Origin of the sequence: Maricaulis sp. (genome assembly GCF_030149515.1) — a bacterium.
GTDB lineage: Bacteria > Pseudomonadota > Alphaproteobacteria > Caulobacterales > Maricaulaceae > Maricaulis.
The window spans coordinates 125,419-145,918 of the sequence record NZ_JASBRI010000003.1; the positions used below are offsets into that span (position 1 = coordinate 125,419).

At 64.9% G+C, this 20,500-nt stretch carries 22 protein-coding genes; 8 read left to right on the forward strand and 14 right to left on the reverse strand.

Annotation, left to right across the window (positions count from 1 at the left end; translation table 11 throughout):
* Positions 1 to 31 precede the first annotated feature (31 nt).
* Entirely contained in the window at positions 32 to 1,663 is a 1,632-nt protein-coding gene (locus tag Q1U94_RS02115) for a peptide ABC transporter substrate-binding protein (protein ID WP_300541451.1), read from the reverse strand.
* Positions 1,664 to 1,795: 132 nt separating this feature from the next.
* Between Q1U94_RS02115 and Q1U94_RS02120 the strand changes: the two genes are divergently transcribed.
* Both Q1U94_RS02120 and Q1U94_RS02125 read left to right on the forward strand, forming a co-directional pair.
* Entirely contained in the window at positions 1,796 to 2,401 is a 606-nt protein-coding gene (locus Q1U94_RS02120) for a hypothetical protein (RefSeq protein ID WP_300541453.1), read from the forward strand.
* A 23-nt stretch (positions 2,402 to 2,424) separates the two neighbouring features.
* Positions 2,425 to 3,165 carry a hypothetical protein gene (locus Q1U94_RS02125; RefSeq protein WP_300541455.1) on the forward strand — a complete coding sequence of 247 codons (741 nt, stop codon included), beginning with the start codon at positions 2,425 to 2,427 and terminating at the stop codon, positions 3,163 to 3,165.
* An 87-nt stretch (positions 3,166 to 3,252) separates the two neighbouring features.
* Here Q1U94_RS02125 and Q1U94_RS02130 read toward each other — a convergent pair whose 3' ends face one another.
* Both Q1U94_RS02130 and Q1U94_RS02135 read right to left on the reverse strand, forming a co-directional pair.
* Positions 3,253 to 4,158, reverse strand: coding sequence for an ABC transporter permease subunit (locus tag Q1U94_RS02130; protein WP_300541457.1), 906 nt, complete (start codon positions 4,156 to 4,158; stop codon positions 3,253 to 3,255).
* A complete protein-coding gene (locus Q1U94_RS02135; RefSeq protein WP_300541459.1) occupies positions 4,155 to 5,090 on the reverse strand; it encodes an ABC transporter permease subunit in 936 nt (311 codons plus the stop codon). The genes Q1U94_RS02130 and Q1U94_RS02135 overlap by 4 nt, the downstream gene beginning before the upstream one ends.
* Before the next feature lie 361 nt (positions 5,091 to 5,451).
* Between Q1U94_RS02135 and Q1U94_RS02140 the strand changes: the two genes are divergently transcribed.
* Together Q1U94_RS02140 and Q1U94_RS02145 are read left to right on the forward strand one after the other, a co-directional pair.
* Positions 5,452 to 6,396: a hypothetical protein gene (locus Q1U94_RS02140; RefSeq protein WP_300541461.1), complete on the forward strand. Its 945-nt coding sequence runs from the start codon at positions 5,452 to 5,454 to the stop codon at positions 6,394 to 6,396.
* Positions 6,393 to 7,310: an MBL fold metallo-hydrolase gene (locus Q1U94_RS02145; protein WP_300541463.1), complete on the forward strand. Its 918-nt coding sequence runs from the start codon at positions 6,393 to 6,395 to the stop codon at positions 7,308 to 7,310. Before Q1U94_RS02140 ends, Q1U94_RS02145 begins: the two co-directional genes overlap by 4 nt.
* On the opposite strand, the gene Q1U94_RS02150 is transcribed toward Q1U94_RS02145, so the two are convergent.
* Both Q1U94_RS02150 and pdxH read right to left on the reverse strand, forming a co-directional pair.
* Entirely contained in the window at positions 7,299 to 8,102 is an 804-nt protein-coding gene (locus Q1U94_RS02150) for a DUF1499 domain-containing protein (RefSeq protein ID WP_300541465.1), read from the reverse strand. The genes Q1U94_RS02145 and Q1U94_RS02150 overlap by 12 nt on opposite strands.
* Positions 8,103 to 8,131: 29 nt before the next feature.
* Complete coding sequence (gene pdxH / locus Q1U94_RS02155; protein ID WP_300541467.1) at positions 8,132 to 8,800, reverse strand: pyridoxamine 5'-phosphate oxidase; 669 nt, start codon at positions 8,798 to 8,800, stop codon at positions 8,132 to 8,134.
* Between the two features lie 92 nt (positions 8,801 to 8,892).
* Between pdxH and Q1U94_RS02160 the strand changes: the two genes are divergently transcribed.
* The 4 genes from Q1U94_RS02160 (at position 8,893) to Q1U94_RS02175 (ending at position 12,871) form a co-directional block, all read left to right on the forward strand.
* Positions 8,893 to 9,402, forward strand: a complete 510-nt coding sequence (locus Q1U94_RS02160) for a hypothetical protein (protein WP_300541469.1) — start codon at positions 8,893 to 8,895, stop codon at positions 9,400 to 9,402.
* 47 nt (positions 9,403 to 9,449) lie between these two features.
* Positions 9,450 to 10,541, forward strand: a complete 1,092-nt coding sequence (aroC, locus tag Q1U94_RS02165) for a chorismate synthase (protein WP_300541471.1) — start codon at positions 9,450 to 9,452, stop codon at positions 10,539 to 10,541.
* Between the two features lie 116 nt (positions 10,542 to 10,657).
* A complete protein-coding gene (locus Q1U94_RS02170; RefSeq protein WP_300541473.1) occupies positions 10,658 to 11,995 on the forward strand; it encodes a hypothetical protein in 1,338 nt (445 codons plus the stop codon).
* A gap of 156 nt (positions 11,996 to 12,151) precedes the next feature.
* On the forward strand, positions 12,152 to 12,871 hold the full coding sequence (locus Q1U94_RS02175) for a hypothetical protein (protein ID WP_300541475.1): 720 nt from the start codon (positions 12,152 to 12,154) through the stop codon (positions 12,869 to 12,871).
* Between the two features lie 49 nt (positions 12,872 to 12,920).
* On the opposite strand, the gene Q1U94_RS02180 is transcribed toward Q1U94_RS02175, so the two are convergent.
* The 9 genes from Q1U94_RS02180 to Q1U94_RS02220 form a co-directional block, all read right to left on the reverse strand.
* The gene (locus Q1U94_RS02180) at positions 12,921 to 13,655 is read right to left on the reverse strand and encodes a TlyA family RNA methyltransferase (RefSeq protein ID WP_300541477.1); all 735 of its coding nucleotides are present in this window, start codon (positions 13,653 to 13,655) and stop codon (positions 12,921 to 12,923) included.
* A 10-nt stretch (positions 13,656 to 13,665) separates the two neighbouring features.
* A complete protein-coding gene (dxs, locus tag Q1U94_RS02185) occupies positions 13,666 to 15,588 on the reverse strand; it encodes a 1-deoxy-D-xylulose-5-phosphate synthase (protein WP_300541479.1) in 1,923 nt (640 codons plus the stop codon).
* Between the two features lie 14 nt (positions 15,589 to 15,602).
* Positions 15,603 to 16,490, reverse strand: coding sequence for a polyprenyl synthetase family protein (locus tag Q1U94_RS02190; protein WP_300541481.1), 888 nt, complete (start codon positions 16,488 to 16,490; stop codon positions 15,603 to 15,605).
* An 8-nt stretch (positions 16,491 to 16,498) separates the two neighbouring features.
* Positions 16,499 to 16,855, reverse strand: coding sequence for a tRNA-binding protein (locus Q1U94_RS02195; RefSeq protein WP_300541483.1), 357 nt, complete (start codon positions 16,853 to 16,855; stop codon positions 16,499 to 16,501).
* Positions 16,856 to 16,858: 3 nt separating this feature from the next.
* Positions 16,859 to 17,107: an exodeoxyribonuclease VII small subunit gene (locus Q1U94_RS02200; protein WP_300541485.1), complete on the reverse strand. Its 249-nt coding sequence runs from the start codon at positions 17,105 to 17,107 to the stop codon at positions 16,859 to 16,861.
* 70 nt (positions 17,108 to 17,177) lie between these two features.
* Positions 17,178 to 17,780 (reverse strand): histidine phosphatase family protein, encoded by a 603-nt coding sequence (locus tag Q1U94_RS02205; RefSeq protein WP_300541487.1) that lies wholly within the window; start codon positions 17,778 to 17,780, stop codon positions 17,178 to 17,180.
* Between the two features lie 68 nt (positions 17,781 to 17,848).
* Positions 17,849 to 18,781, reverse strand: coding sequence for a histone deacetylase family protein (locus Q1U94_RS02210; RefSeq protein WP_300541489.1), 933 nt, complete (start codon positions 18,779 to 18,781; stop codon positions 17,849 to 17,851).
* Positions 18,782 to 18,834: 53 nt separating this feature from the next.
* Positions 18,835 to 19,248 carry an SET domain-containing protein gene (locus tag Q1U94_RS02215; RefSeq protein WP_300541491.1) on the reverse strand — a complete coding sequence of 138 codons (414 nt, stop codon included), beginning with the start codon at positions 19,246 to 19,248 and terminating at the stop codon, positions 18,835 to 18,837.
* Positions 19,249 to 19,605: 357 nt separating this feature from the next.
* Positions 19,606 to 20,478 carry an NAD(P)-dependent oxidoreductase gene (locus Q1U94_RS02220; RefSeq protein WP_300541493.1) on the reverse strand — a complete coding sequence of 291 codons (873 nt, stop codon included), beginning with the start codon at positions 20,476 to 20,478 and terminating at the stop codon, positions 19,606 to 19,608.
* Between the last annotated feature and the right edge of the window lie 22 nt (positions 20,479 to 20,500).

The window sequence follows — 20,500 nt, forward strand, 5'->3', positions numbered from 1 at the left end:
GTCCGCGGGGCTCTGTCTGGCAAGCGGCGCCCTATTCTTCGCCGGCTTCGGCCTGGCTGGAGGCGAGGCAAAGGTAACGCGTCCGGTGGATATCGACGATATTGTCTTCCCAGCCCGTCACATCCGGATTCACCAGATTTTTCGAGACATAATAGACGATCGGGATGATCGGCATGTCGTCGATCAGCGTCTGTTCGGCGCGCGCCAGCATGCGGCCGCGCACTTCCAGGTCCTGTTCCCGGTTCGCCGCCGTGACCAACGCGTCGTACTCCGGATTATTGTAGCGGGAGTAGTTCATCGGAATCGAACGGTACTCCCCGAGGAACAGGAAGTTGTAGGGATCGTTGTAGTCCGCGATCCAGCCGCCATCGGCAATCTGGAAGTCCTGGGCGCGCAGATTGTCGTAGTGGATCTGCGTATCGTTCACGATGAGTTCGGGTTCGACCCATTCGGCAATCGCGGACCAGTCGTTCTGAACCACCGGTGCCACACGCGGATTGTCCCGTGTCGCGCGGTACGTGTATTCGAACTGCAGCGGATTGTCGGGGCCGAAACCGGCCTCTTCCAGCAGCTCACGGGCCCGGGCACGGCGTTCCTCGATCGGCGTATCGGCCCACTCGGCGCGGACACCACCCGGATAATTGGCGACACCCGGCGGCACCATGGAATAGGCGGGCTGGTATCCGGCCCGCAGGATTTCCTCGGCGATAAAGCTGCGGTCGATCGCCATGCCCAGCGCATTACGCACACCCGGGTCCGCGAACATGTCCAGCGTCGTGTTCACCGAAAAGTAGATCGTGCCCATATAGGGCGCGATGCGCACATACTCCGGAATTTCCCGCCGCAGGAAGTCCAGCTGCTGGCCAGGGAAGTCATTGTTGATATGCAGCTCGCCGTTGCGCACACGGCGTCCGGCCGCGCTGTTGTCGACGGTCGGGTAGTAATACACGTCGTCAATGCAGACACTCTCATTATCGAAGAAGGTCGCATTGCGGGTGAGATGCACGAAATTGTTCGTCCGCCAGTCTTCCAGGCGGTAGGCGCCATTGACCTCGATATTCGCAGGCCGCACCCATTCATCGCCATATTGCTCGACGACATGCCGGGGCACCGGGAAGCTGGTGTAGTGGGTGAGAAGCCCCGGCAGATAGGGGGCCGGATTCACCAGCCGGACCTCGAGCGTCCGGTCATCGATCGCGCGCACACCGATCTCGTCCGGCGAAATCTCCCCGCGCGTGGCCGCTTCCATGCCTTCGATGGGGTAAAGCAGGGAGACGTATTGCGCGCCGGTCGCCGGCGACGCGATTCGGCGCCAGGCAAAGACGAAATCGTGTGCCGTGACCGGCTGGCCGTCGGACCAGCTGGCTTCGCGCAGCCGGAACGTCCACATCAGGCCGTCTTCGCTGACCTCCCAGCTTTCGGCCATGCCCGGAATCGGTTCGCCGGCAATGTCTTCCGTGAACAGGCCGATGAACATGTCGCCGATGATGTTGTTTTCCCACGTTCCGCTCGCCTTGTGCGGATCCAGTGACAGGGGCTCCGAGGAATTGCCCCGATGCAGGACGACGGTGTCGCTATCGACTGGATCGCCACCACCGCAGGCGACGACGGCCAGCGTTGAGGCAGAAACGAGCAGGCTCTTGATGATGGCTTTGCGGATCACGATATCGGTCTCCCCTCCGACGCGTCACAAATTCGTGGCTTGCGATATGTTCTAACCGAACATGACGGGCCGGTCGACAGCGACCCACCGGTCGCGCATAGTTCGCAAGCTCGAGAACTTGGCTGAGAGAAGATGAACGTTCGATTACTCCTTTTGATTTCGCCACTTGCCCTGGCTGCTGCGGCGCAGGCCCAGACCGGTGCCTCCCCCCTGCAGCCCTTGTTCGAATGCCGGGAAATCGTCGACGACTCAGCTCGGCTGGCCTGTCTGGACGCCGCGGTCGATGCGCTGCGCGACGAAGCCGCATCGGGTGAGGTGGTAGCCGTCGAGCGCGAACAGATTGAAGCGGCGGAAGAAGCCACCTACGGCCTGTCCATTCCCAATTTCCGCCTGCCGAGCCTGTCCCTGCCGGGTTTCGGCGGCGACAATTCCGATATGGCCGAGGCGGAGACAGCACCGCACTCGCCGGACCGGGTTGTCGTGCGCAATGACGACGGTTTGATCGAACGGATCGAGGGTCTGGCCATCACCGAGATGACAGTCAACCGTCTCGGAAAGGTCGAACTGACCCTGGCCAATGGCCAGCGCTGGCGCCAGACCGACAGCGAACGTGTCTTCCGTGCCAGCCGCGGCGCGTTCGACGGCCTCACCGCAACCATCCGTTCCGGAGCGCTGGGATCCTATTTTATCAGCCTTAGCAATTCGTCGGGCTGGTTCCGCGCCGAGCGGATCGAATAACCCTGTTGAACAAGGTCGCTTTCATGTCCCTGACTTCCCGACTGCTGCTCTCCGCGGCGATTGCCGGCACCCTGGCGCCGGCCGCCCTTGCCCGCCAATCCGACCCGGTCGACGGGGTTCTGGCCTGCCGCGGCATTGCCGATATCGAAGCCCGGCTTGCGTGTTTCGACGCGGCTGCCGCCACCCTTGCCGCCGCCCGCGATGGAGGCGATATCGTGATCGTCGAGCGCGACGATGTGGAAGCGGTCGAGCGCGACAGTTTCGGTTTCAACCTGCCCAGCCTGCCGCGCTTTCGACTGCCGGTGCTGGCTGCGCGTGAACGTGAAGCGCACGAAGCCATCGCAGAAACGGACGGCTCGGGCAGCGCCGGGGCCGAGGTCGCCGACGCGACGGCGCCCACGCCTGCACCGGCCGGGGAAAGCCGCACGCCAGCCGCCCGCACCGTCGCCGAGGCCCCACGTTCCGGGTCCCGCACTGCGGCCCCCGAGTCCGAGCCTGCCGAGGACGAGATCGTCATTGTCGAACGGACCTCCGAAGGCGATGTGGAGACGGTGACGATGCGCATCGACCGCGTCGAGACGGTCGGCTATTCCACGCTGGTTTTCCATATGGTCAACGGCCAGGTCTGGCGGCAGGTCGACAGTACGCGTATCCGCCCGCCTTCGGGCCGCGCCACGGCCGAGATCAGCCGCGCCATGTTCGACAGCTACCTTCTGCGCGTCAACGGAAGCGGCCGCGCCATCCGCGTCCGCCGCGAACGCTAGCACCCGCACGGCCGGACAGGTCGAGGACGGGCCGCCTGCGGGCGGCCCGTTTTTGTTTGGCGAATAGCCCCCGTCAGGGATCTGCCATTAGCGGTCCTTGGGATCGATCGCGTCGCGCAGGCCGTCTCCGATGAAATTCAGGCAAAACAGGGTGACCATCATGGTCACGGCCGGCCCGATCAGCGTCCACGGCGCGGGCTCCATGTCCTGCGCGCCGGCCGAGATCAGACGGCCCAGCGAGGTCAGCGGCTCCTGCACGCCCAGGCCCAGGAAGGACAGGAAGCTCTCGGCCAGGATCACCACGGGGATCATCAACGTGACATAGACCACGACCGGCCCCAGCACATTGGGAATGATGTGGCGCTGAATGGTACGGAAACGCGACACGCCCGCAGCATAGGCCGCCTCGACGAATTCCATGTTCTTCAACGCCAGTGTCTGGCCGCGTACAATACGGGCCATGGTCAGCCATTCCACCGCACCGATGGCAACGAAGATGAGAACGATATTCCGCCCGAACACGACCATCAGGATGATGACGAAGAAGATGAAGGGCAGCGAATAGAGAATGTCGACGAAGCGCATCATCGCCTGATCGATCTTGCCGCCGACAAATCCGGCCGTGGCGCCCCAGGTCACGCCGATCGCCAGCGACACGATTGTCGCCACCACACCAACCATCAGCGACACGCCCAGCCCGACCAGAATGCGCGCGACCATGTCCCGGCCCTGGGCGTCGGTGCCCAGGATGTGCCAGTCCTCCAACGTCGGAGCGATCCAGACCTTGTCGCGATAGATGGTGTCGTAGTCGTGGATCCACAGCGCCTGGCCGATTGTCGCCAGCAGGACCAGGATGGCCAGTACGACCATCGAGGTCACCGCGGCCCGATTGCGCAACAGTCGCGCCAGCGCATCATCCCACAACGACCGGCCCCTCACCGCGGCGGTCTCCATGAGGTCCGTCTTTTCCTGGGGCGTGGAGATCAGGCTCATGACTCGTACTTCACTTTCGGATTGAGCACGCCGTAGAACAGGTCCGCCAGAAGATTCAAAAGGATGATCAGCGCGGCGTAGATGATGACCACACCCATCACCACGGTGTAGTCGCGCTGCAGAGCCGCATCGACGAAATGCTTTCCGATGCCGGGCAGCTGAAAGACGCGCTCGATAACCAGAGAGCCCGACAGGACGGCCGCCGAGGCCGGCCCGAGATAGCTCACCAGCGGCAGGACGGCCGAACGCAAGGCGTGCTTGAAGATTACCGCCGGGGCGGACAGGCCCTTGGCACGGGCGGTTCGGATATAGTTGGACCGGATAACCTCGATCATCGAGGCCCGCATCAGCCTTGCAATGATGGCAATCTGCGGCAGGGCCAGAGTGATGATCGGCAAGACCAGCCGGTCAGGCGTCATACCCAGGCGCGGATCCAGGCCGCCCGTGGGCACCAGGCCCAGATAGAGGCCGAAGACCAGCGCCAGGATCGGCCCCATCACGAAGGGCGGGATGGATATTCCGACCATGGCGAAGGTCATGATCGAGAAATCGCCGGCCGTGTTCTGGCGCAGCGCAGCAATCGAACCCAGCAGGGACCCCAGACCGATGGCCAGTGCCATGGAGAACAGGCCGATCGTCGCACTGACGGGAAAGCCTTCCGCGATGATTTCGGAGACGCGCTTGTCGCGCAACTTCAGGGACGGTCCCAGATCGCCCTGGAACAGATTACCCATATAGTCGACATATTGCCGCCAGAGCGGCTGATCCATGCCGTAATTGGCCAGGATGACCTGGCGCGTTTCCTCCGGCATCGGCCGTTCCAGGTCGAACGGTCCGCCCGGCGCAGCGCGCATCATGAAAAAGGCGACCGTGATGATCACCAGAATCGTCGGAATGGCGACGCCGATGCGTCGAAGTACGAAACCAAACATGAATGAACCGGGTCCGCCGTGTTTTGCGGCAGTTTCAATGCGGCCGGGGCGTTGTCAATGAAGCCGCTGCCGTTAGCGCTCCGCCGAAACCGTTTCCGGCGGCGGGATTTGTGCCGTCCGTGACTGTACAGGCTGGACCGTGACGTGACTGACAAAAACGTGCGCCAGCATCAGCAGAAGGACCAGCCATCCAAGCCGCAAGAGCCGCTTGCTTAGGAATTGACCCGCGTTCACATTCACCCCCGTAGATCGGTTCGATCTCCGGTCACGCAATATCCGCGCCGCCCGTGATCCAGCGTGAATTGCATGTGTTCCGCATATGCCTAGGATGCGGCCCGGTTGGTACAGGAAAGGCCGATCCATGCACAGTGCGCTGTGGTGGCGAGATTTCGAGTTTCAGGACGGGATCGTCACCGTCAAGAAGACGGGTGCACGCCTGCCGCTGGAACCGGGACTGATCGGCGAGGTTCTGGCCTGGTTCCCGTTCTACTTCACGGTTGAGGGCTGGCGCTTGAAGACCGCCGCCCAGGCCGGACCCAGGATCTGGTTCACGCCGGACCGGCCGCGTCCCTGGTATCTGATCTGGTCGGTCCTGCATGCCGCCGGCGCCCGCATCGCCGATTCGCCGGCCGATGCGGATGCCGTCTTCGTGTTCGACGATTGCACAACCTGCACGCCGATCCCGGTTCCGCCCGGCGCCCGTGTCATAAACCGGGACTGTCAGAGCATTGCAAAGAGCCATGTCGCGCGCGTGTTCGAACAGTGTTTCGGTTATTCCCTCGCGATCGACCCGGAAGGCTGGAGCGGACCGATGGTCGAGAAATCCGAGATCAATGGCGCCCATGATGGCCGCATCATCCGGGGCCCCTGCATTGCCAAGCCCGGACATGTCTATCAGCGCGTGATCGACAATTCAGTGGGCAATGGCCTGGTCGAGGACCTGCGCTGCCCCACCATGGCGGGACGCATTCCGCTGGTACTGCGTAAACGCCGGCGCGTCGAACACCGCTTCCTCAACTCCAACGACGAGGTCGACTACGCCGAAACATCCAGCGTGCTCACCGCCGCAGAGCAGGATCAGCTGGCCCGGTTTACACAGGCCATGAAGCTGGACTGGGGCGGGCTGGACGTGCTGCGCGATCGCGAGGACGGGCGACTCTACGTTGTTGATGTCAACAAGACCGACATGGGCCCGCCCATCGCCATGCGGCTGACCGACAAGGTCGAAGTCACGCGCCGCCTGGCCGAAGCCTTTCTCGATTACCTGCGACAGACGCCGCCCACCGCCCTGACGCACGCCTCATGACCGCGATCCCCTTCGTCCGCGAATTCGATTTCGAATACGGCCGGTGCGACCGCCTGTCCCGCCGTATCCGCCGTGTCATCGCCCCCAATCCGGGCCCGTTCACCTTCACAGGAACCGGCGTCTACATCGTCGGCGACGGCGAGGTGGCGGTGATCGATCCGGGCCCGGTCGAGCCCGATCACATCGCCGCGCTGGACGCTGCGATCGAGGGCGAACGCGTGACCCATGTCTTCGTCACGCATCACCATCTAGACCACTCCCCCCTCGCCCATCCGCTGGCGCAGCGGCATGGCGCGAAAGTCTATGGTTTCGGACGGCAGGATGCGGCTCCGGCGGGCGGTGAAGTGCGTCTGGAGGCCGGCGACGACACGGGATTCAAGCCGGATGTCCAGATTTCCGACGGCGAGGAGTTCGAAGGCGCAGGCTGGACCATCGAAGCCCTGCACACGCCCGGGCACACCTCCAACCATGTCTGCTATGCACTGCTGGAGGAGAACACGCTCTTCTCCGGCGACCACATCATGGGTTGGTCGACCAGCGTGATCAGCCCGCCGGATGGGCATATGGGCGATTATCTGCGCGAGCTCGCCCGGGTGCGAGACCGCGGGTTCGACATCCTCTGGCCGACCCACGGTCCCGCGATCGCCAACCCGCGTCCCTTCATCCAGGCCTATATCGATCATCGCCTTGACCGCGAAACCCAGATTCTCGAGCAGATCCGCTGCGGCCGCACCGCCGTGCGCGGCATTGTCGAGGCGATGTATGCCGATATCGACAAGCGGCTGCACCCGGCCGCCGCACATTCCGTGCTCGCCCACCTGATCCATCTGGTGGAAACCGGCCAGGTGACCTGTAACGGCACGCCCGGTCTGGAAACTGACTATGCGCTGGGTGAAACCGTCCTAAGCGGGTGACATTGCCCCCAGAAAATCCCGGACCCGCCGCGCGTTGCGCCCGAGATCGTGGATGCCGGGATTGCGGGCCAGGGAGCGGATATCCACCAGGCTGCCACCCTCGCCATCCTCGCGGACCCGCACCACGATGTCGTCGCGCAGGCCGAACCAGACGCTTTCGGCGCCCGCCTCGAACATGGCGGCACTCTCCGACGCGGTACCGACGCGCCAGCGCTCTTCATGGGCATAGTCGAGCGCCCGGCGAAAGACGGTATCCGGCGCCAAGGGGACGCGCGCCGTGACCAGGCCCGGATAGGCGGCGGCCTGGACCTCGGCGAGGGGCCGGCCATCCGGCGCTCGTTTCGCGGCATAGTCCAGCGTGGCGTCCGCCCGCGACCGCCGGGCCTGGAAGGATGGCGTGAAATGTGGCGGGTCGTCCGGATCCGTCGTGATGTCGAGCAGGAGCGGCGTCGTGGCCCGGGCCCGATCAACATGCCAGTCCCAGCTCAGCCCGGTCGCGGCGACCACCAGGGCCAAGACCGGCGATGTCACGACGCCGACAGCCTCGCGCCCGAGGATGCGGTAGACCAGCATCAATACGGCGCCGAGGAGACCGGCAACGAGGCAGGCGAGCAGGAGTTTGTAGCCGGCCGAATGCGTCATCCAGTCCAGACCGAAAGCGACCGTCCAGAACTCCCACTTCGTTCCCAGAGCCGCCACGAGGAACCAGACCGGTACCGTGACAGCGAGCAACGCGCAGATCCAGCCCAGCGGGAGAATGATCGCCCGCAGCACCCCCAGCAGTCTGTCCATGAAAATGCCCCCGCTCGGCTCTTTCGATATCAAGGATACAACCGGTGTACGGTCCAAGGCGAGGCCAAATCCCGTCGCAAAAACGACATTCTGTCGTGCAGGCGGAAAGGCCTGTCGCGCCAGAACTCGATCGAAAGCGGTTTCACGCGATAGCCCGACCAGTGCGGCGGCCGGGGAACCTCACCCAGCCCGAAACGGGCCGCTTCGCGCGCCACGGCCTTTTCAAGGGCAAAACGGCTTTCCAGTTCGCGCGACTGTTTCGAAGCCCAGGCCCCGATCCGGCTGTCCCGGGCGCGCGAGGCAAAATAGGCATCGGCTTCCTCGGCCGGTACCGGCTCTACCGGCCCGCGCACCCGCACCTGGCGGCGCAGGGACTTCCAGTGAAAACACAGCGCCGCCTGGGCGTTCTCGGCGAGCTGGCAGCCCTTGGCACTCTCCAGATTGGTATAGAAGACGAACCCGTACGCATCGACATCTTTCAAGAGCACCATGCGCACATCGGGAAGCCCGTCTTCGTCCGCCGTCGCCAGCGCCATCGCATTGGCGTCATTGGGTTCCTTGCGCTTGGCATCTTCCAGCCACTCGCCAAAGAGCGAGAAAGGATCCTCGCGGCCGAAGATTTCCGCGGCATTGTCCTCGGCGGTGCGCGCATAGTCCGCTTCGCCCGGCGAGGGCGGGATCAGGTCTTTCCTGGGCATGGGCGTTCCTCCACCGGGGGGTCTGGAGCCTAGTTAAACTCCGGATGCAGCGCGTCAACCTTTCGGGAATCTTCTTGCGCTAATAAACCCCTATGACATCGCGCGTTACGAGTATCCGGGAAGCTTATTCTGCGCTCGGCCTGATGCCGGGCGACGGTCCCGGCGCGGCCAAGTCGGCCTTCCGCGCACTTGTGAAGATGCTTCACCCCGATATCGCGCCGCCCACGCCGGCGACACTCGCCCGCCTGGCCGACATCGTAGCGGCGATGGAATTGATCAAGGCCGCCGGCCCGGCCTGTCTGGAAATCGAGATCGACAGTACCAGCGCCGCTACGGGCCTGACGCGCACCCTGCGTTCGGGCGAGAGGCCCATACTGGTACGCATCCCGGCCGGGATCCGTGACGGTGAACAGATCGCCGCTGTAGGCGAGCCGGACATTCTCGTCACCATCCGTGTGCATGCCCGTTCAGCGCCACAGACCGAGCCGGACTCCGTCCTGGCCGAAAGCGCGGATCTGGACGCTTTCATCCACGAATATTCACGCCCCTCGGCCCATGCCCGCCTGGCGCGCTGGATCCGCAAAGCGCAGTCGGCCGCTTAACGGCAGCGAAAACCGCGTCTAGTCTGCTGGAAAAGCGCGGATCGATCATGTCTCACAACTCCTTCGGACACCTTTTCCGGGTCACCACCTGGGGCGAAAGTCATGGACCGGCCATCGGCGCCGTCGTCGACGGCTGTCCGGCCGGCATCCCGCTGACCGAGGCCGATCTCCAGCCCTGGCTGGACAAGCGCCGCCCCGGCACCAGCCGGCACGTCACGCCGCGCCAGGAACCCGATCGCGTGCGCATCCTCTCCGGCACATTCGAGGACGACCGCACCGGCGGGCCTGTCACAACGGGCACACCGATCTCGCTGGTGATCGAAAATGTCGACGCCCGGTCCCGGGACTACAGCGATATCCGGGACAAGTGGCGGCCGGGCCATGCGGATTATACCTACGACATGAAATACGGTGTGCGCGATTACCGCGGCGGCGGCCGGTCCTCGGCGCGCGAAACGGCAATGCGCGTGGCCGCCGGCGGCATAGCCCGAAAGGTCCTCGGCGAGGGTATCACCATCCGTGCCGCCCTCGTCCAGGTCGGCGAGCGCAGGATCGACCGCGGGCGCTGGGATTGGAGCCAGGTCGCAGAGAATGCCTTTTTCTGCCCGGATGCCGGGACCGCCGCACTGTGGGAGGCGGATATGGACGCCCTGCGCAAGGACGGATCCTCCACCGGCGCGGTGGTGGAAGTCGTCGTCTCCGGCGTGCCGGCCGGCTGGGGCGCCCCCGTCTACGGCAAGCTCGACAGCGATCTGGCCATGGCGATGATGACCATCAATGCCGTCAAGGGCGTCGAGATCGGTGCCGGCTTCCAGAGCGCAGCCCTGCGCGGCGAGGATGCCGCCGACGAAATGCGCATGGGCGAAGACGCACCCCGGTTCCTGAGCAATCACAATGGCGGAGTTCTCGGCGGCATTTCGACGGGCCAGGACCTGGTGATTCGCTTTGCTGTGAAACCGACCTCCTCCATCCGCATCGAACGGCAGACGCTGGACCGGGATTTCGAGGAAACCGTCATCTCCACGAAAGGCCGGCATGATCCCTGTGTGGGCATTCGGGCCGTTCCGGTTGGCGAGGCCATGGCAGCCCTGGTGCTGGCCGATCACAAACTGCGCCATGCGGGGCAATCGGCCTTCTAGATCACGGCCTTCGGACAGAGATGAAGCAATCGTTCATGCTGGGCTCATCGACCGTCGCCTAACCTTGGGGCAATCTGGCCGGACCGAAACCGGCGAAGACCCCGGAGGCGTGTCCGATGGCACCACGCAAATTCCGCCTGCTCGGCGCCGCCATGGCAGCCCTGCTTCTCATTCCTGCCGCGCTGGACGCCGCACCGGCCGAAGCCCAGCGCTTCGAACGCGGCGAGCGGGGAGATCGCGATGCGCAGCCCGATCGCGGCCCGCGCCGCGAAGCCGCTCGGCGCGGGGACCGTGGCGCCCGTCCGGACCGCGGTCCGCGTCGCGCCTCCTCCGACCGGGGACCGCGCCGGGAAGCTGCCAATCGGGGCGGCCGGACCGAACCGCGTCATGTCCGGCCTCAGCCGGACCGCCGCGATGTCATGCGCGATCCCGGCAATAATCCGCGCGATCACCTGCGCGACCAGCCCCGGCCCCGCCGGGACTTCCGGTCGGACCGGCCCGTACGCCGGCCCGTCCAGGACAGTGCCCCTACCCGCGCACCGCGGCCGGCCGTGATCCGGGAGACGAACCGCGGAGGCAGTATCCGGGACCGCCATGACCGGCGCGACGATGTGCGCGACCGCCGGGACAGGCGCGATGGCCGCTGGGATCGGGATCGCCGGAGCGGCCGCGACAACCGCTTTGATCGCGACCGGCGGGACCGTCACGGCCGGTGGGATCGTGATCGCCGGGATGGCCGTTGGGACCGCGACCGGCGCGACAGACGTTGGGATCGCGACCGCCGCGACCGGCGCTGGGATCGCCGCCCGGGCCGACACCCGGGCGCCCACCACGACCGCCGCCGCTGGGAATATGCCCAGCGCCGCCGCGACTTCTACCGCGACCGGGCTCGCCGACAGGCCCAGCTGCGCTGGCTCCGCCACATGAACCACGGCTGGTCCAGTTCGCGCTATTATGGCCACTGGGGCCCTTCGAGCCGCTGGCGTTATCACCGCACCTATTACAATCACGGCTATGACCGCCGCCGCTTCGCTTATTATGACGGCCTGTGCCGCTATGAGGGCAATGGCGACGCCGCGATCGTCGGTGCGCTGCTCGGCGCCCTGATCGGCGGCGCCGCGGCGGGTGACGACAGTGTGGGCGCCGGCATCCTGGTGGGCGCGGGCTTCGGCGCGGTTCTGGGGTCCAGCCTCAACCGGATCGACAGTTGCGACCGCGCGCAATACCACTACGCCATGAACTACGCCTTCGAGTACGGCCAACCCTATTACTGGGGCAATCCATACTCCGGTGTGCGCGGTGCGGTCGTCATCCGCGAAACCTATTATGTCGGCGGCCGGGAATGCCGCTGGGGCGACGCGGAAATCTACATGCCCGACGGCACGTACAATTACGACCGGGTGCGCATGTGCCGCGACGCCTACGGCGACTGGCAGGTGGCCCACCGCCAGTAATTGCGCGTCTTCCCTGACGACCTTGGGGGCCGGTGGCACTACCGGCCCCTTTCTTGCGAGATTGTCATCGGAGCGTTCATCCTGGGCTCATCGGCCGGGTGCGAGAGTACCTGCAACATCCGGGACATGCCGTGCCCGGCCGAACTGGAGGTAGACATGAAACTGCTGACCCCCGCCCTGCTTGCCGCCACGGCGCTGTCGGTTACCCTGCCGGCTGCTGCGCATGCCCAGGCTCACCGCGATTGCGAAACCGAACGCCAGAACCGCCAGATCGCGGGCGCCCTGATCGGCGGCGTGCTCGGTGCGGTCATCGGTAACGAGCTGGCCGACGATTCCAACAATAACCGCCACGGCCGTCCGGACCGCTGGGACCGCCGCGGGCGTTGGGACGACCGGGGCCGTCACGGCTACGGCCGTCATGGCCGCTGGGACCGCCGCTATCAGCATCGCGACCGCGGCAATGCGGAAGAAGTGGGCACGATCGCCGGCGCCGGCGTCGGCGCGCTGATCGGTGCGGGTATCGCCGGCGGTGAGGACTGCCGCGGCACACGCCACACCCGCCACGATCCATATGCCGGAAAGCCGGCCGGCCATTACGGAGACTCCCGCTACGAGGAGTCCTATTATGACGACAGCCACTATTCCGGCGGTTATGCCGGCGACACCTATTATGCACCGCAGGACTACGGCCAGGATTATGGGTCTTCCGCCGAATTACTGGGCGGCCCGGACGGCCGAACCGACACCCGCGTTTACACCGCGTCGTCATCCTATAGCACCCGGAACTGCCAGTGGATGAATGGCGGCGTTGACCGGATGTACATGTGCCAGGGTACGGACGGGATCTGGCGCCCGGCGGATACCTACGGCCGCTAGGCGAAACCGGAACCGGGGAACCGGGGAGATTTTCGGACGTTTCGGGTTTCTATGATTGGATTGTGCAGGTGGCGGCCATAAGGTACTCCCTGTTGCCGTCACCCCCCGCTATCGGACTATCTATGACCATCCGCACCGAGACGCCGGCCAACCCTTCCAGACCCGCCTTCACGTCGGCGACGGCCCGCGCACGATCGCCTTCACTCTTCACCAGCCCGCCCTTGCCGATCGAGGCCCTGCCTACTTCGAACTGGGGTTTGATCAGGGCGATCGCATCGCTCCTGTCCTCTACCAGGCGCAGTGCCGGCGGGAGCACCTTCAGGAGCGAAATGAAGCTGGCGTCACAGACCACCAGCGAAGGCGGTTCGGAAAACATCGATGCCGCCAATGACCGCGCATCGACCCCTTCCATCGAGACGACTCGGGTGTCGGCCTGAAGCCTCGGGTGCAACTGGCCGCGACCGACATCCACTGCGTAGACCTGCCGCGCCCCGCGTGACAACAGGACCTCGGTAAATCCACCCGTCGACGCGCCCACATCCAGACAGATCCGGCCGGCGGGATCGATCTCGAACGCCTCCAGCCCCGCGACCAGTTTCAATGCGGCCCGCGACACCCAGGGATGTGCAGCCTCTGCCGCAATCTGCGCGCCCTGGGCGATCTTCTGGGACGCCTTGGTAACCGGCACGCCGTCGGCCGAAACCTTGCCCGCCGCGATTGCCGCCTGGGCCTTGGCCCGGGTCTCGAAATACCCGTTTTCAACGAGATAGAGGTCGGCGCGCATGGCAGCGCCGCTAGCCCGCGCTGACGGCTGCCGTCAATTCTGCCGCCGCTGCATCCTGACCCATCGCCTCGAGTGCGGTGGCGGCGATGTGGCGGGCATTGAGGCCGGCTTCCTCGTACATGTTGTAGGGCGTGTCCTGGTCCTGGAAGATGTCCGGTAGTGTCATGGTGCGGATTTTCAGGCCGCGGTCGAGCGCGCCCTTTTCCGCCAGGAATTGCAGAACGAAGGCCCCGAACCCGCCGCGCGCACCCTCTTCCACCGTAACCACGACCTCATGCTCGCGCGCCAGGCGCAGGACGAGATCCTCGTCCAGCGGCTTGACGAAACGGGCGTCGGCCAGCGTGGTGGAAAAGCCCTTGGCCGCCAGCATGTCGGCCGCCTTACCGGCCTCGTGCAGGCGTGTGCCGAGGCTCAGGATCGCGATGCGCGACCCCTCCCGCAGGATGCGACCCTTGCCGATCTCCAGCGGTTCGACGATCTCCGGCAGCTCCATGCCGGCCCCGGCACCGCGCGGGTAGCGGAAGGCGGAGGGGCGGTCATCGATCCGGACCGATGTGGCGACCATGCGCGAAAGTTCGAGCTCGTCCGCTGCGGCCATCAGTACCATGCCGGGCAGTTGACCCAGATAGCCGATGTCGAACGAGCCGGCATGTGTGCATCCGTCCGCGCCCACAAGGCCCGCCCGGTCGATCGCGAAGCGCACAGGCAGGCCCTGGATTGCCACATCGTGGACGACCTGGTCGTAACCGCGCTGGAGAAAGGTGGAATAGATGGCTGCAAAGGGCTTCATCCCGTCGGCGGCGAGACCGGCCGCGAACGTCACGGCATGCTGTTCGGCGATCCCCACGTCGAACATGCGTTCGGGGAAGCGCTCGCCGAACAGGTCCATACCGGTGCCGCCGGGCATGGCGGCGGTGATGCCGACAATGCGCTCGTCCCGTTCCGCTTCGCGGATCAGCTGCCGGGCGAAAACCTTGGTGTAGGAGGGCGGACCGCCCTTGGATTTCTGCTGCTCGCCGGTGACGACGTTGAACTTGGCCACGCCATGATACTTGTCGTCGGCCGCCTCGGCCGGGGCATAGCCCTTGCCCTTCTGGGTCACGACATGGATCAGCACCGGCCCGCTGTCGCCGTCGCGCACATTGCGCAGGACCGGGACCAGCTGGTCGAGATCATGGCCGTCGATGGGGCCGACATAGCGAAAGCCCATCTCCTCGAACAGCGTGCCGCCCATGGCCATGCCGCGCATGTATTCCTCGGCCCGGCGCGCGGCTTCCTCGACGCCCATGGCCTTGGCCACGCCCTTGCCCAGTTTACGGATATTGCGATAGCTCTGGCTGGAGACCAGCCGCGCGAAATAATGGCTCATCGCCCCCACGGGCGGCGCGATCGACATGTCGTTGTCATTCAGGATAACGATCAGGCGGCCGCCGATATGGCCGGCATTGTTCATCGCCTCATAGGCCATGCCGGCCGACATTGAGCCATCGCCGATCACGGCGATGACATTGCGATCCTCCTGCTTGAGATCGCGCCCGACGGCAAAGCCAAGGGCCGCAGAGATCGAGGTTGAGGCGTGAGCCGCACCGAACGGATCGTATTCGCTCTCGGCGCGCTTGGTGAAACCGCTGAGGCCGCCGCCCTGGCGCAGGGTGCGGATACGGTCGCGCCGGCCGGTGAGGATCTTGTGCGGATAGCACTGGTGACCGACATCCCAGACCAGTGTGTCCCGCGGGGTTTCGAAGACGTGGTGCAGCGCGGTCGTCAGCTCGACCACACCCAGGCCGGCTCCCAGATGCCCACCCGTTACCGAAACGGCATCAATCGTTTCCGCGCGCAATTCGTCAGCCACTTGCCGGAGCTCTTTCAGGCTCAGGGAGCGAAGGTCTGACGGTTCGCGGATCCGGTCGAGAGTCGGGGTGGTTAGCGCCATTAAGGTCCCGCCTTTCACGAGCGCCGGGCGACGATGAAGTCGACGGCCTCTTTCAAAACATCTGCCCGGGCGCCGAAAGGTTCAAGGTGATCCTTGGCTTGCGCGGCCAAATGCCGCGAACGCTCCTGCGCGCCTTCAACGCCCAAAATGGTAACAAAGGTGGCTTTTCCTTGACCGGCATCCTTGCCGGCCGCCTTGCCCATTTCATCCTGGTCGCCCGTGGCGTCCAGCAAGTCGTCCGTGATCTGATAAGCCAAGCCGAGATCGTGCGCAAACCCCTCAAGCGCCCGGCGAACATGATCCTCCACCTCCTTCAGGATGGTGGAAATCTCGACCGCATAGCTGATCAGGGCACCGGTCTTCATGCGATGCATGCGCGTGACCACGGAAATGTCGAACCGCTCGGTCTCCGCACGGATATCGATCATCTGGCCGCCCACCATGCCATAGGGACCCGACGCCCGCGACAGCCGCTCGACCAGGCGCGAGCGCACACTGCCGCGCTGATGCGTGTCGGGGTGGGCGAGGATTTCGTAGGCCACGGACTGCAGCGCGTCGCCCGCCAGAACGGCGGTCGCCTCGTCATATGCCCTGTGCACGGTCGGCCGACCGCGGCGCATGTCGTCGTCGTCCATGCAGGGCAGATCGTCATGGATCAGCGAATAGGCATGGATACATTCCAGCGCACAGGCCGCGCGCAGCACACCCCGCTCATCCGCGCCGACAAGCTTGCCCGCCTCGACGGCGAGGAAGGGCCGCAGCCGCTTGCCCGGCCCCAGCGCAGCATAGCGCATGGCCGAATTGAGATGGGCCTCCGGCCCCTCCGCACGAGGCAGAAGGGCGTCGAGCGCGACGGTGACCCGGTCGGCGGCTTCGTTGAGGCGCTGTTCGAAACTGTCCATGAGCCCGCCTAGTGCATCCGGGAACCGTTGGGAACCTTTTGGTCGGGTCCCAGGAGAATGATGGCGCCGCCGGCATCCGAGGCGCCAAGGACGAGTATTTCCGATCTGATCGGTCCGATCTGGCGCGGCGGGAAATTCACCACGGCCAGCACCTGGCGCCCGACCAGTTCCTCCGGCGTATAATGCTCGGTGATCTGGGCCGAACTTTTCTTTTCGCCCAGCTCCCCCATGTCGACCCACAGCTTGATCGCTGGCTTGCGGGCTTCGGGAAAGGGCTCGGCCCGCGTCACCGTGCCGACGCGGATATCGAGTTTCAGGAAGTCTTCGATCGTGGCCTGCGGAGCGGGCGCCTTTTCCTCGGCCATCGTTCAGTCCAGCCCGGCCGGTTCGACGGCCGGTTCGCCATTCTCGCCCCGCACGATCTTCTCGACCTTCAACTCGGCATTCTTCAGTTTGGCATCGCAATGAGCGCGCAGGGCGGCGCCACGCTCGTAGATTTCAATCGAGCGTTCGAGCTCGACCTCGCCCGATTCGAGCTGCTGCACGATGCGTTCAAGCTCGGCGAGCGCCTGTTCGAAACTCAAGGAATCGATGTCGGTATTGGGCGTTTCGGACATAGCTTCCCCTCCTCGCGGGACGGCAGCATAGAAAGCGGTTCAATGTGCGGCAATGCCGCGAATGCGGGTCTCAACGTGGCCGGTATTCATAGCGCCGCCAAGACCAGTAGGAGTCGCCGCCATCGCGCGCGCAAACCCAGCCCGAGCCGTGCAAATGCGGCCGCATCATGCGGTTGAACCAGCCATGGGCGCATAACACAACCGGGCCCGCTGCAGCCGCCTCGATCAATTGCGATGCCGCCGATGCGGCACGCACCTCGGCGGCAATCCGGCTCTCGCGTCCGCGCGACCAGCCCAGCCACCAGGAGCAGCGCGCAAACACGCCCCAGGTCTTGGCCATAAAGCGTCCCGGCAGTGGCGGCGGCGGCAGTTCAGCTTCCACGAAAACCGGGTCGATCTCCAGCTTCCGGCCCGGCGCAACGGCCTCGGCCGTCTCCACCGCCCGGCGCAGGGTGGATGCAAACACGGTGCGGGCCTCGCGCGCCGCCTCGACCAGCGCCGAAGGCGGCGACTGTCCGGCAGTGAGGCCGGCCGGCTGGTACTGATTATCCCACCAGTCTTCGTAACCGCGCCAATCCAGCCACGCCTCGCGATTGGCATCCGGACGGCCGTGACGGGCAATCGTGATACTGCCGGGCTGCGTCATGGTCAGTTCGCTGGATGTCTGGTTCATTCGGGGATCGCGCGGGGAGGAACGGATCAGCCGGTGCGCCCCGTCGCCACCCGCCAACACTCGGTACGTCAGGCCCGGGAGAGCGCGCGAACGAAGGCCGCAGCGGAACGCCCCATGGCCGGGCAGTCGTATCCGCCCTCCAGCACGGAGACAAGCCGGGAGAACGCAAATTCGGCGGCAATGCCAGCCAGTTGCGATGCTGCCCAGTCATAATCGTCCTCCGTCAGGCCCATGCCGCCCAGAGGATCGGCGGCATGCGCATCGAATCCGGCCGAGACCAGGACCAGCGCCGGCTGCGCCTTGCGCAGGGCCGGAACGACCTCGCTGGAGAAGGCCTGCCGCCAGGCCTTGCTGTCTGTGCCTTCAGGCAGCGGCACATTGACCACATTGCCGTTCAGACCGGTTTCGCCGCGGTTTCCCGTGCCCGGATAGAGCGGCGACTGGTGAAGGGAACAGAACAGGACGCGCTCGTCGCGCTCGGCCAGGCATTGGGTGCCGTTTCCGTGATGCACATCGATATCGACAATGGCGACGCGCGACAGCCCGTGCACGTCGAGGGCGTGCCGGGCCGCGAGGGCGACCTGATTGAACAGGCAAAAGCCCATCGCACGGTCCGGTTCGGCATGATGGCCCGGCGGCCGGGCCAGGACAAAATAGGAACCGCTGCCGGTCTCCACGGCACTATCCACGGCCAGCAGCGCCCCGCCGACAGCCGCGAGGGCGGCGCGGGCACTGAGACTGCAGACCTGGGTGTCTTCGGCAAGGGAGACCCATCCGTCTACACCCGCGTCCGCACAGGCCGACAGGACGCGATCGACATGCTCGACGGAATGAAACCGGGCGAGCGCCTCGACCGGTGCCTGTTGTGCGGTCTCCCATTGCACACCGGGCAGCGCACCGAGGGCGTCCCGGACCGCCGTGTAACGGCCGGCATGCTCGGGATGACCTTCGGGGACGACGTGATCAAGGCTGGCGGGACTGTCGACAATCGTGGCTCTCATGCCACCAGTTTCGCGCGACACGGCCCGCTTGCCCAGCCCGTTTCGGGAGAAATTCAGGCGCTCAGCCGAGCCACCTCCGCGCCGTTCCGCCGCGCGGGCAGCAAGACAACGTCTTCCATGAACTGGGAATAGTCACAGAAGATTTCCTCGCCGGGCTGGATGTCCCTCACCGCTACGCCGCTGCCATCACCCGCGGAAAAGTCCAGATTGGGATCGGACGAATGATTGAGAAAACGCGCATGATCACCGTCCAGCAGGTAGGCGTTCAGGCTGCGGTCAAAATAGGCATAGCGCTGGATATACTGCCGGTAGACTTGCGGGCGATCGGCGATCTGCGCCTCGGTCAGTATCAGATCGACGGCCGGGTCCAGGATCCAGACCAGCGTTCCCCGGGAGATGAATTCTGCAGCAAAAACACCCAGTCCTTCGACCGGGCTGGGCATAAGATAGGTTTCGACCAAAAGCATAGGTCAGACACTCCGGCCGGCCGCGTCGACGGCCAGCGAGATTCATGCAGCCGGGGTCCGGCCGCAGAGTGCGACGCTCCAACGCCCATATTGGCGAATTTTCACGATTTGCAAGAAGGATTTTTGACCCGCCCGGGACGGGACGCCATGCCTAGAAGACGTCCGGCGACACCCCGCGCATCCAGGCAATGGCAAAGGCTACAGCCAGACACGCAACTATGACGACACTTAGCCACCCGGAACCCGATCTCGTCCGCATCCTGCACCCCTCCTCCCGTTCGCGCGACACGCGAAGGTTAGCGGTGAATCGGATTCAATATGTGACAGCAATCACGCTGTCGGCGGAGATGTTTCGTCTCAATGGCCCAGCGTGACATTCATGATCTTCACGCCCGGCGGCGCGGGCACATCGTCGGGCACGAAGAAATCGGGCAACAGCTCGACATTCGGGTCGTAGCTGTACTGGTCGAGATCACGTTCGCCCTCTTCCCAGAGGAAGGTATCGTCTATGAGAAAATTGCCGGTGAAATCGGAAGCAGGCTTCAGGAGAACCCGGTAGGCTGTGTCCGCCAGGATTTCCGGCTTGCGGCAATTCTTCATCGCTTCGTCATTGGCCAGAACGTTGGAGATCGCGGCGGTCGCCACGGCGGTACGCGGCCAGATCGCGTTGGCGGCGATCTTGCCGCTGAACTCTTCGCCCCAGCCCAGAATGCACAGACTCATCTGGTATTTGGCGCTGGTATAGGCGACGTGCGGGCCGAACCACATGCCTCGCATGTCGAGCGGCGGAGCCAGCGCCATGATGTGAGGATTTTCAGCCTTCATCAGGTGAGGCAGGCATTTCTGGGTGGTCAGGAAGGTGCCGCGGCCATTGACGGCGTGCATCAGATCGTAGCGTTTCATCGGCACGTCGAGGGTGCCGCGCGGATAGATCGCCGACGCATTGTTGATTACGGCATCGATACCGCCGAAGCGGTCTACTGCGGCTTCGACCGCCGCCTCCACAGCCGCTTCGTCACGAATATCGCATTTGACCGCCAGCGCCTGACCGCCGGCCTTCTCGATCGCCTGGGCCGCGGTATGGATCGTGCCCTCTAGACGCGGGTCGGGCTGATCGGACTTGGCAGCGATAACGATGTTCGCGCCGTCGCGGGCACAGCGCTCGCCGATCGCCAGGCCGATACCGCGGCTGGCGCCGGTGATGAAAATCGTCTTGCCCTTGAGGCTCATGGTCCTCTCCCCTGGCTTTGCT

Coding starts and splice junctions, on each gene's coding strand:
- Q1U94_RS02130 (WP_300541457.1), bottom strand. CDS start 4,158: ATGAGCCTGATCTCCACGCCCCAGGAAAAGACGGACCTCATGGAGACC.
- Q1U94_RS02205 (WP_300541487.1), bottom strand. CDS start 17,780: ATGAACCAGACATCCAGCGAACTGACCATGACGCAGCCCGGCAGTATC.
- Q1U94_RS02170 (WP_300541473.1), top strand. CDS start 10,658: ATGGCACCACGCAAATTCCGCCTGCTCGGCGCCGCCATGGCAGCCCTG.
- Q1U94_RS02145 (WP_300541463.1), top strand. CDS start 6,393: ATGACCGCGATCCCCTTCGTCCGCGAATTCGATTTCGAATACGGCCGG.
- Q1U94_RS02180 (WP_300541477.1), bottom strand. CDS start 13,655: ATGCGCGCCGACCTCTATCTCGTTGAAAACGGGTATTTCGAGACCCGG.
- pdxH (WP_300541467.1), bottom strand. CDS start 8,800: ATGCCCAGGAAAGACCTGATCCCGCCCTCGCCGGGCGAAGCGGACTAT.
- dxs (WP_300541479.1), bottom strand. CDS start 15,588: ATGGCGCTAACCACCCCGACTCTCGACCGGATCCGCGAACCGTCAGAC.
- aroC (WP_300541471.1), top strand. CDS start 9,450: ATGTCTCACAACTCCTTCGGACACCTTTTCCGGGTCACCACCTGGGGC.
- Q1U94_RS02125 (WP_300541455.1), top strand. CDS start 2,425: ATGTCCCTGACTTCCCGACTGCTGCTCTCCGCGGCGATTGCCGGCACC.
- Q1U94_RS02190 (WP_300541481.1), bottom strand. CDS start 16,490: ATGGACAGTTTCGAACAGCGCCTCAACGAAGCCGCCGACCGGGTCACC.
- Q1U94_RS02160 (WP_300541469.1), top strand. CDS start 8,893: ATGACATCGCGCGTTACGAGTATCCGGGAAGCTTATTCTGCGCTCGGC.
- Q1U94_RS02120 (WP_300541453.1), top strand. CDS start 1,796: ATGAACGTTCGATTACTCCTTTTGATTTCGCCACTTGCCCTGGCTGCT.
- Q1U94_RS02150 (WP_300541465.1), bottom strand. CDS start 8,102: ATGGACAGACTGCTGGGGGTGCTGCGGGCGATCATTCTCCCGCTGGGC.
- Q1U94_RS02135 (WP_300541459.1), bottom strand. CDS start 5,090: ATGTTTGGTTTCGTACTTCGACGCATCGGCGTCGCCATTCCGACGATT.
- Q1U94_RS02210 (WP_300541489.1), bottom strand. CDS start 18,781: ATGAGAGCCACGATTGTCGACAGTCCCGCCAGCCTTGATCACGTCGTC.
- Q1U94_RS02215 (WP_300541491.1), bottom strand. CDS start 19,248: ATGCTTTTGGTCGAAACCTATCTTATGCCCAGCCCGGTCGAAGGACTG.
- Q1U94_RS02220 (WP_300541493.1), bottom strand. CDS start 20,478: ATGAGCCTCAAGGGCAAGACGATTTTCATCACCGGCGCCAGCCGCGGT.
- Q1U94_RS02200 (WP_300541485.1), bottom strand. CDS start 17,107: ATGTCCGAAACGCCCAATACCGACATCGATTCCTTGAGTTTCGAACAG.
- Q1U94_RS02175 (WP_300541475.1), top strand. CDS start 12,152: ATGAAACTGCTGACCCCCGCCCTGCTTGCCGCCACGGCGCTGTCGGTT.
- Q1U94_RS02140 (WP_300541461.1), top strand. CDS start 5,452: ATGCACAGTGCGCTGTGGTGGCGAGATTTCGAGTTTCAGGACGGGATC.
- Q1U94_RS02195 (WP_300541483.1), bottom strand. CDS start 16,855: ATGGCCGAGGAAAAGGCGCCCGCTCCGCAGGCCACGATCGAAGACTTC.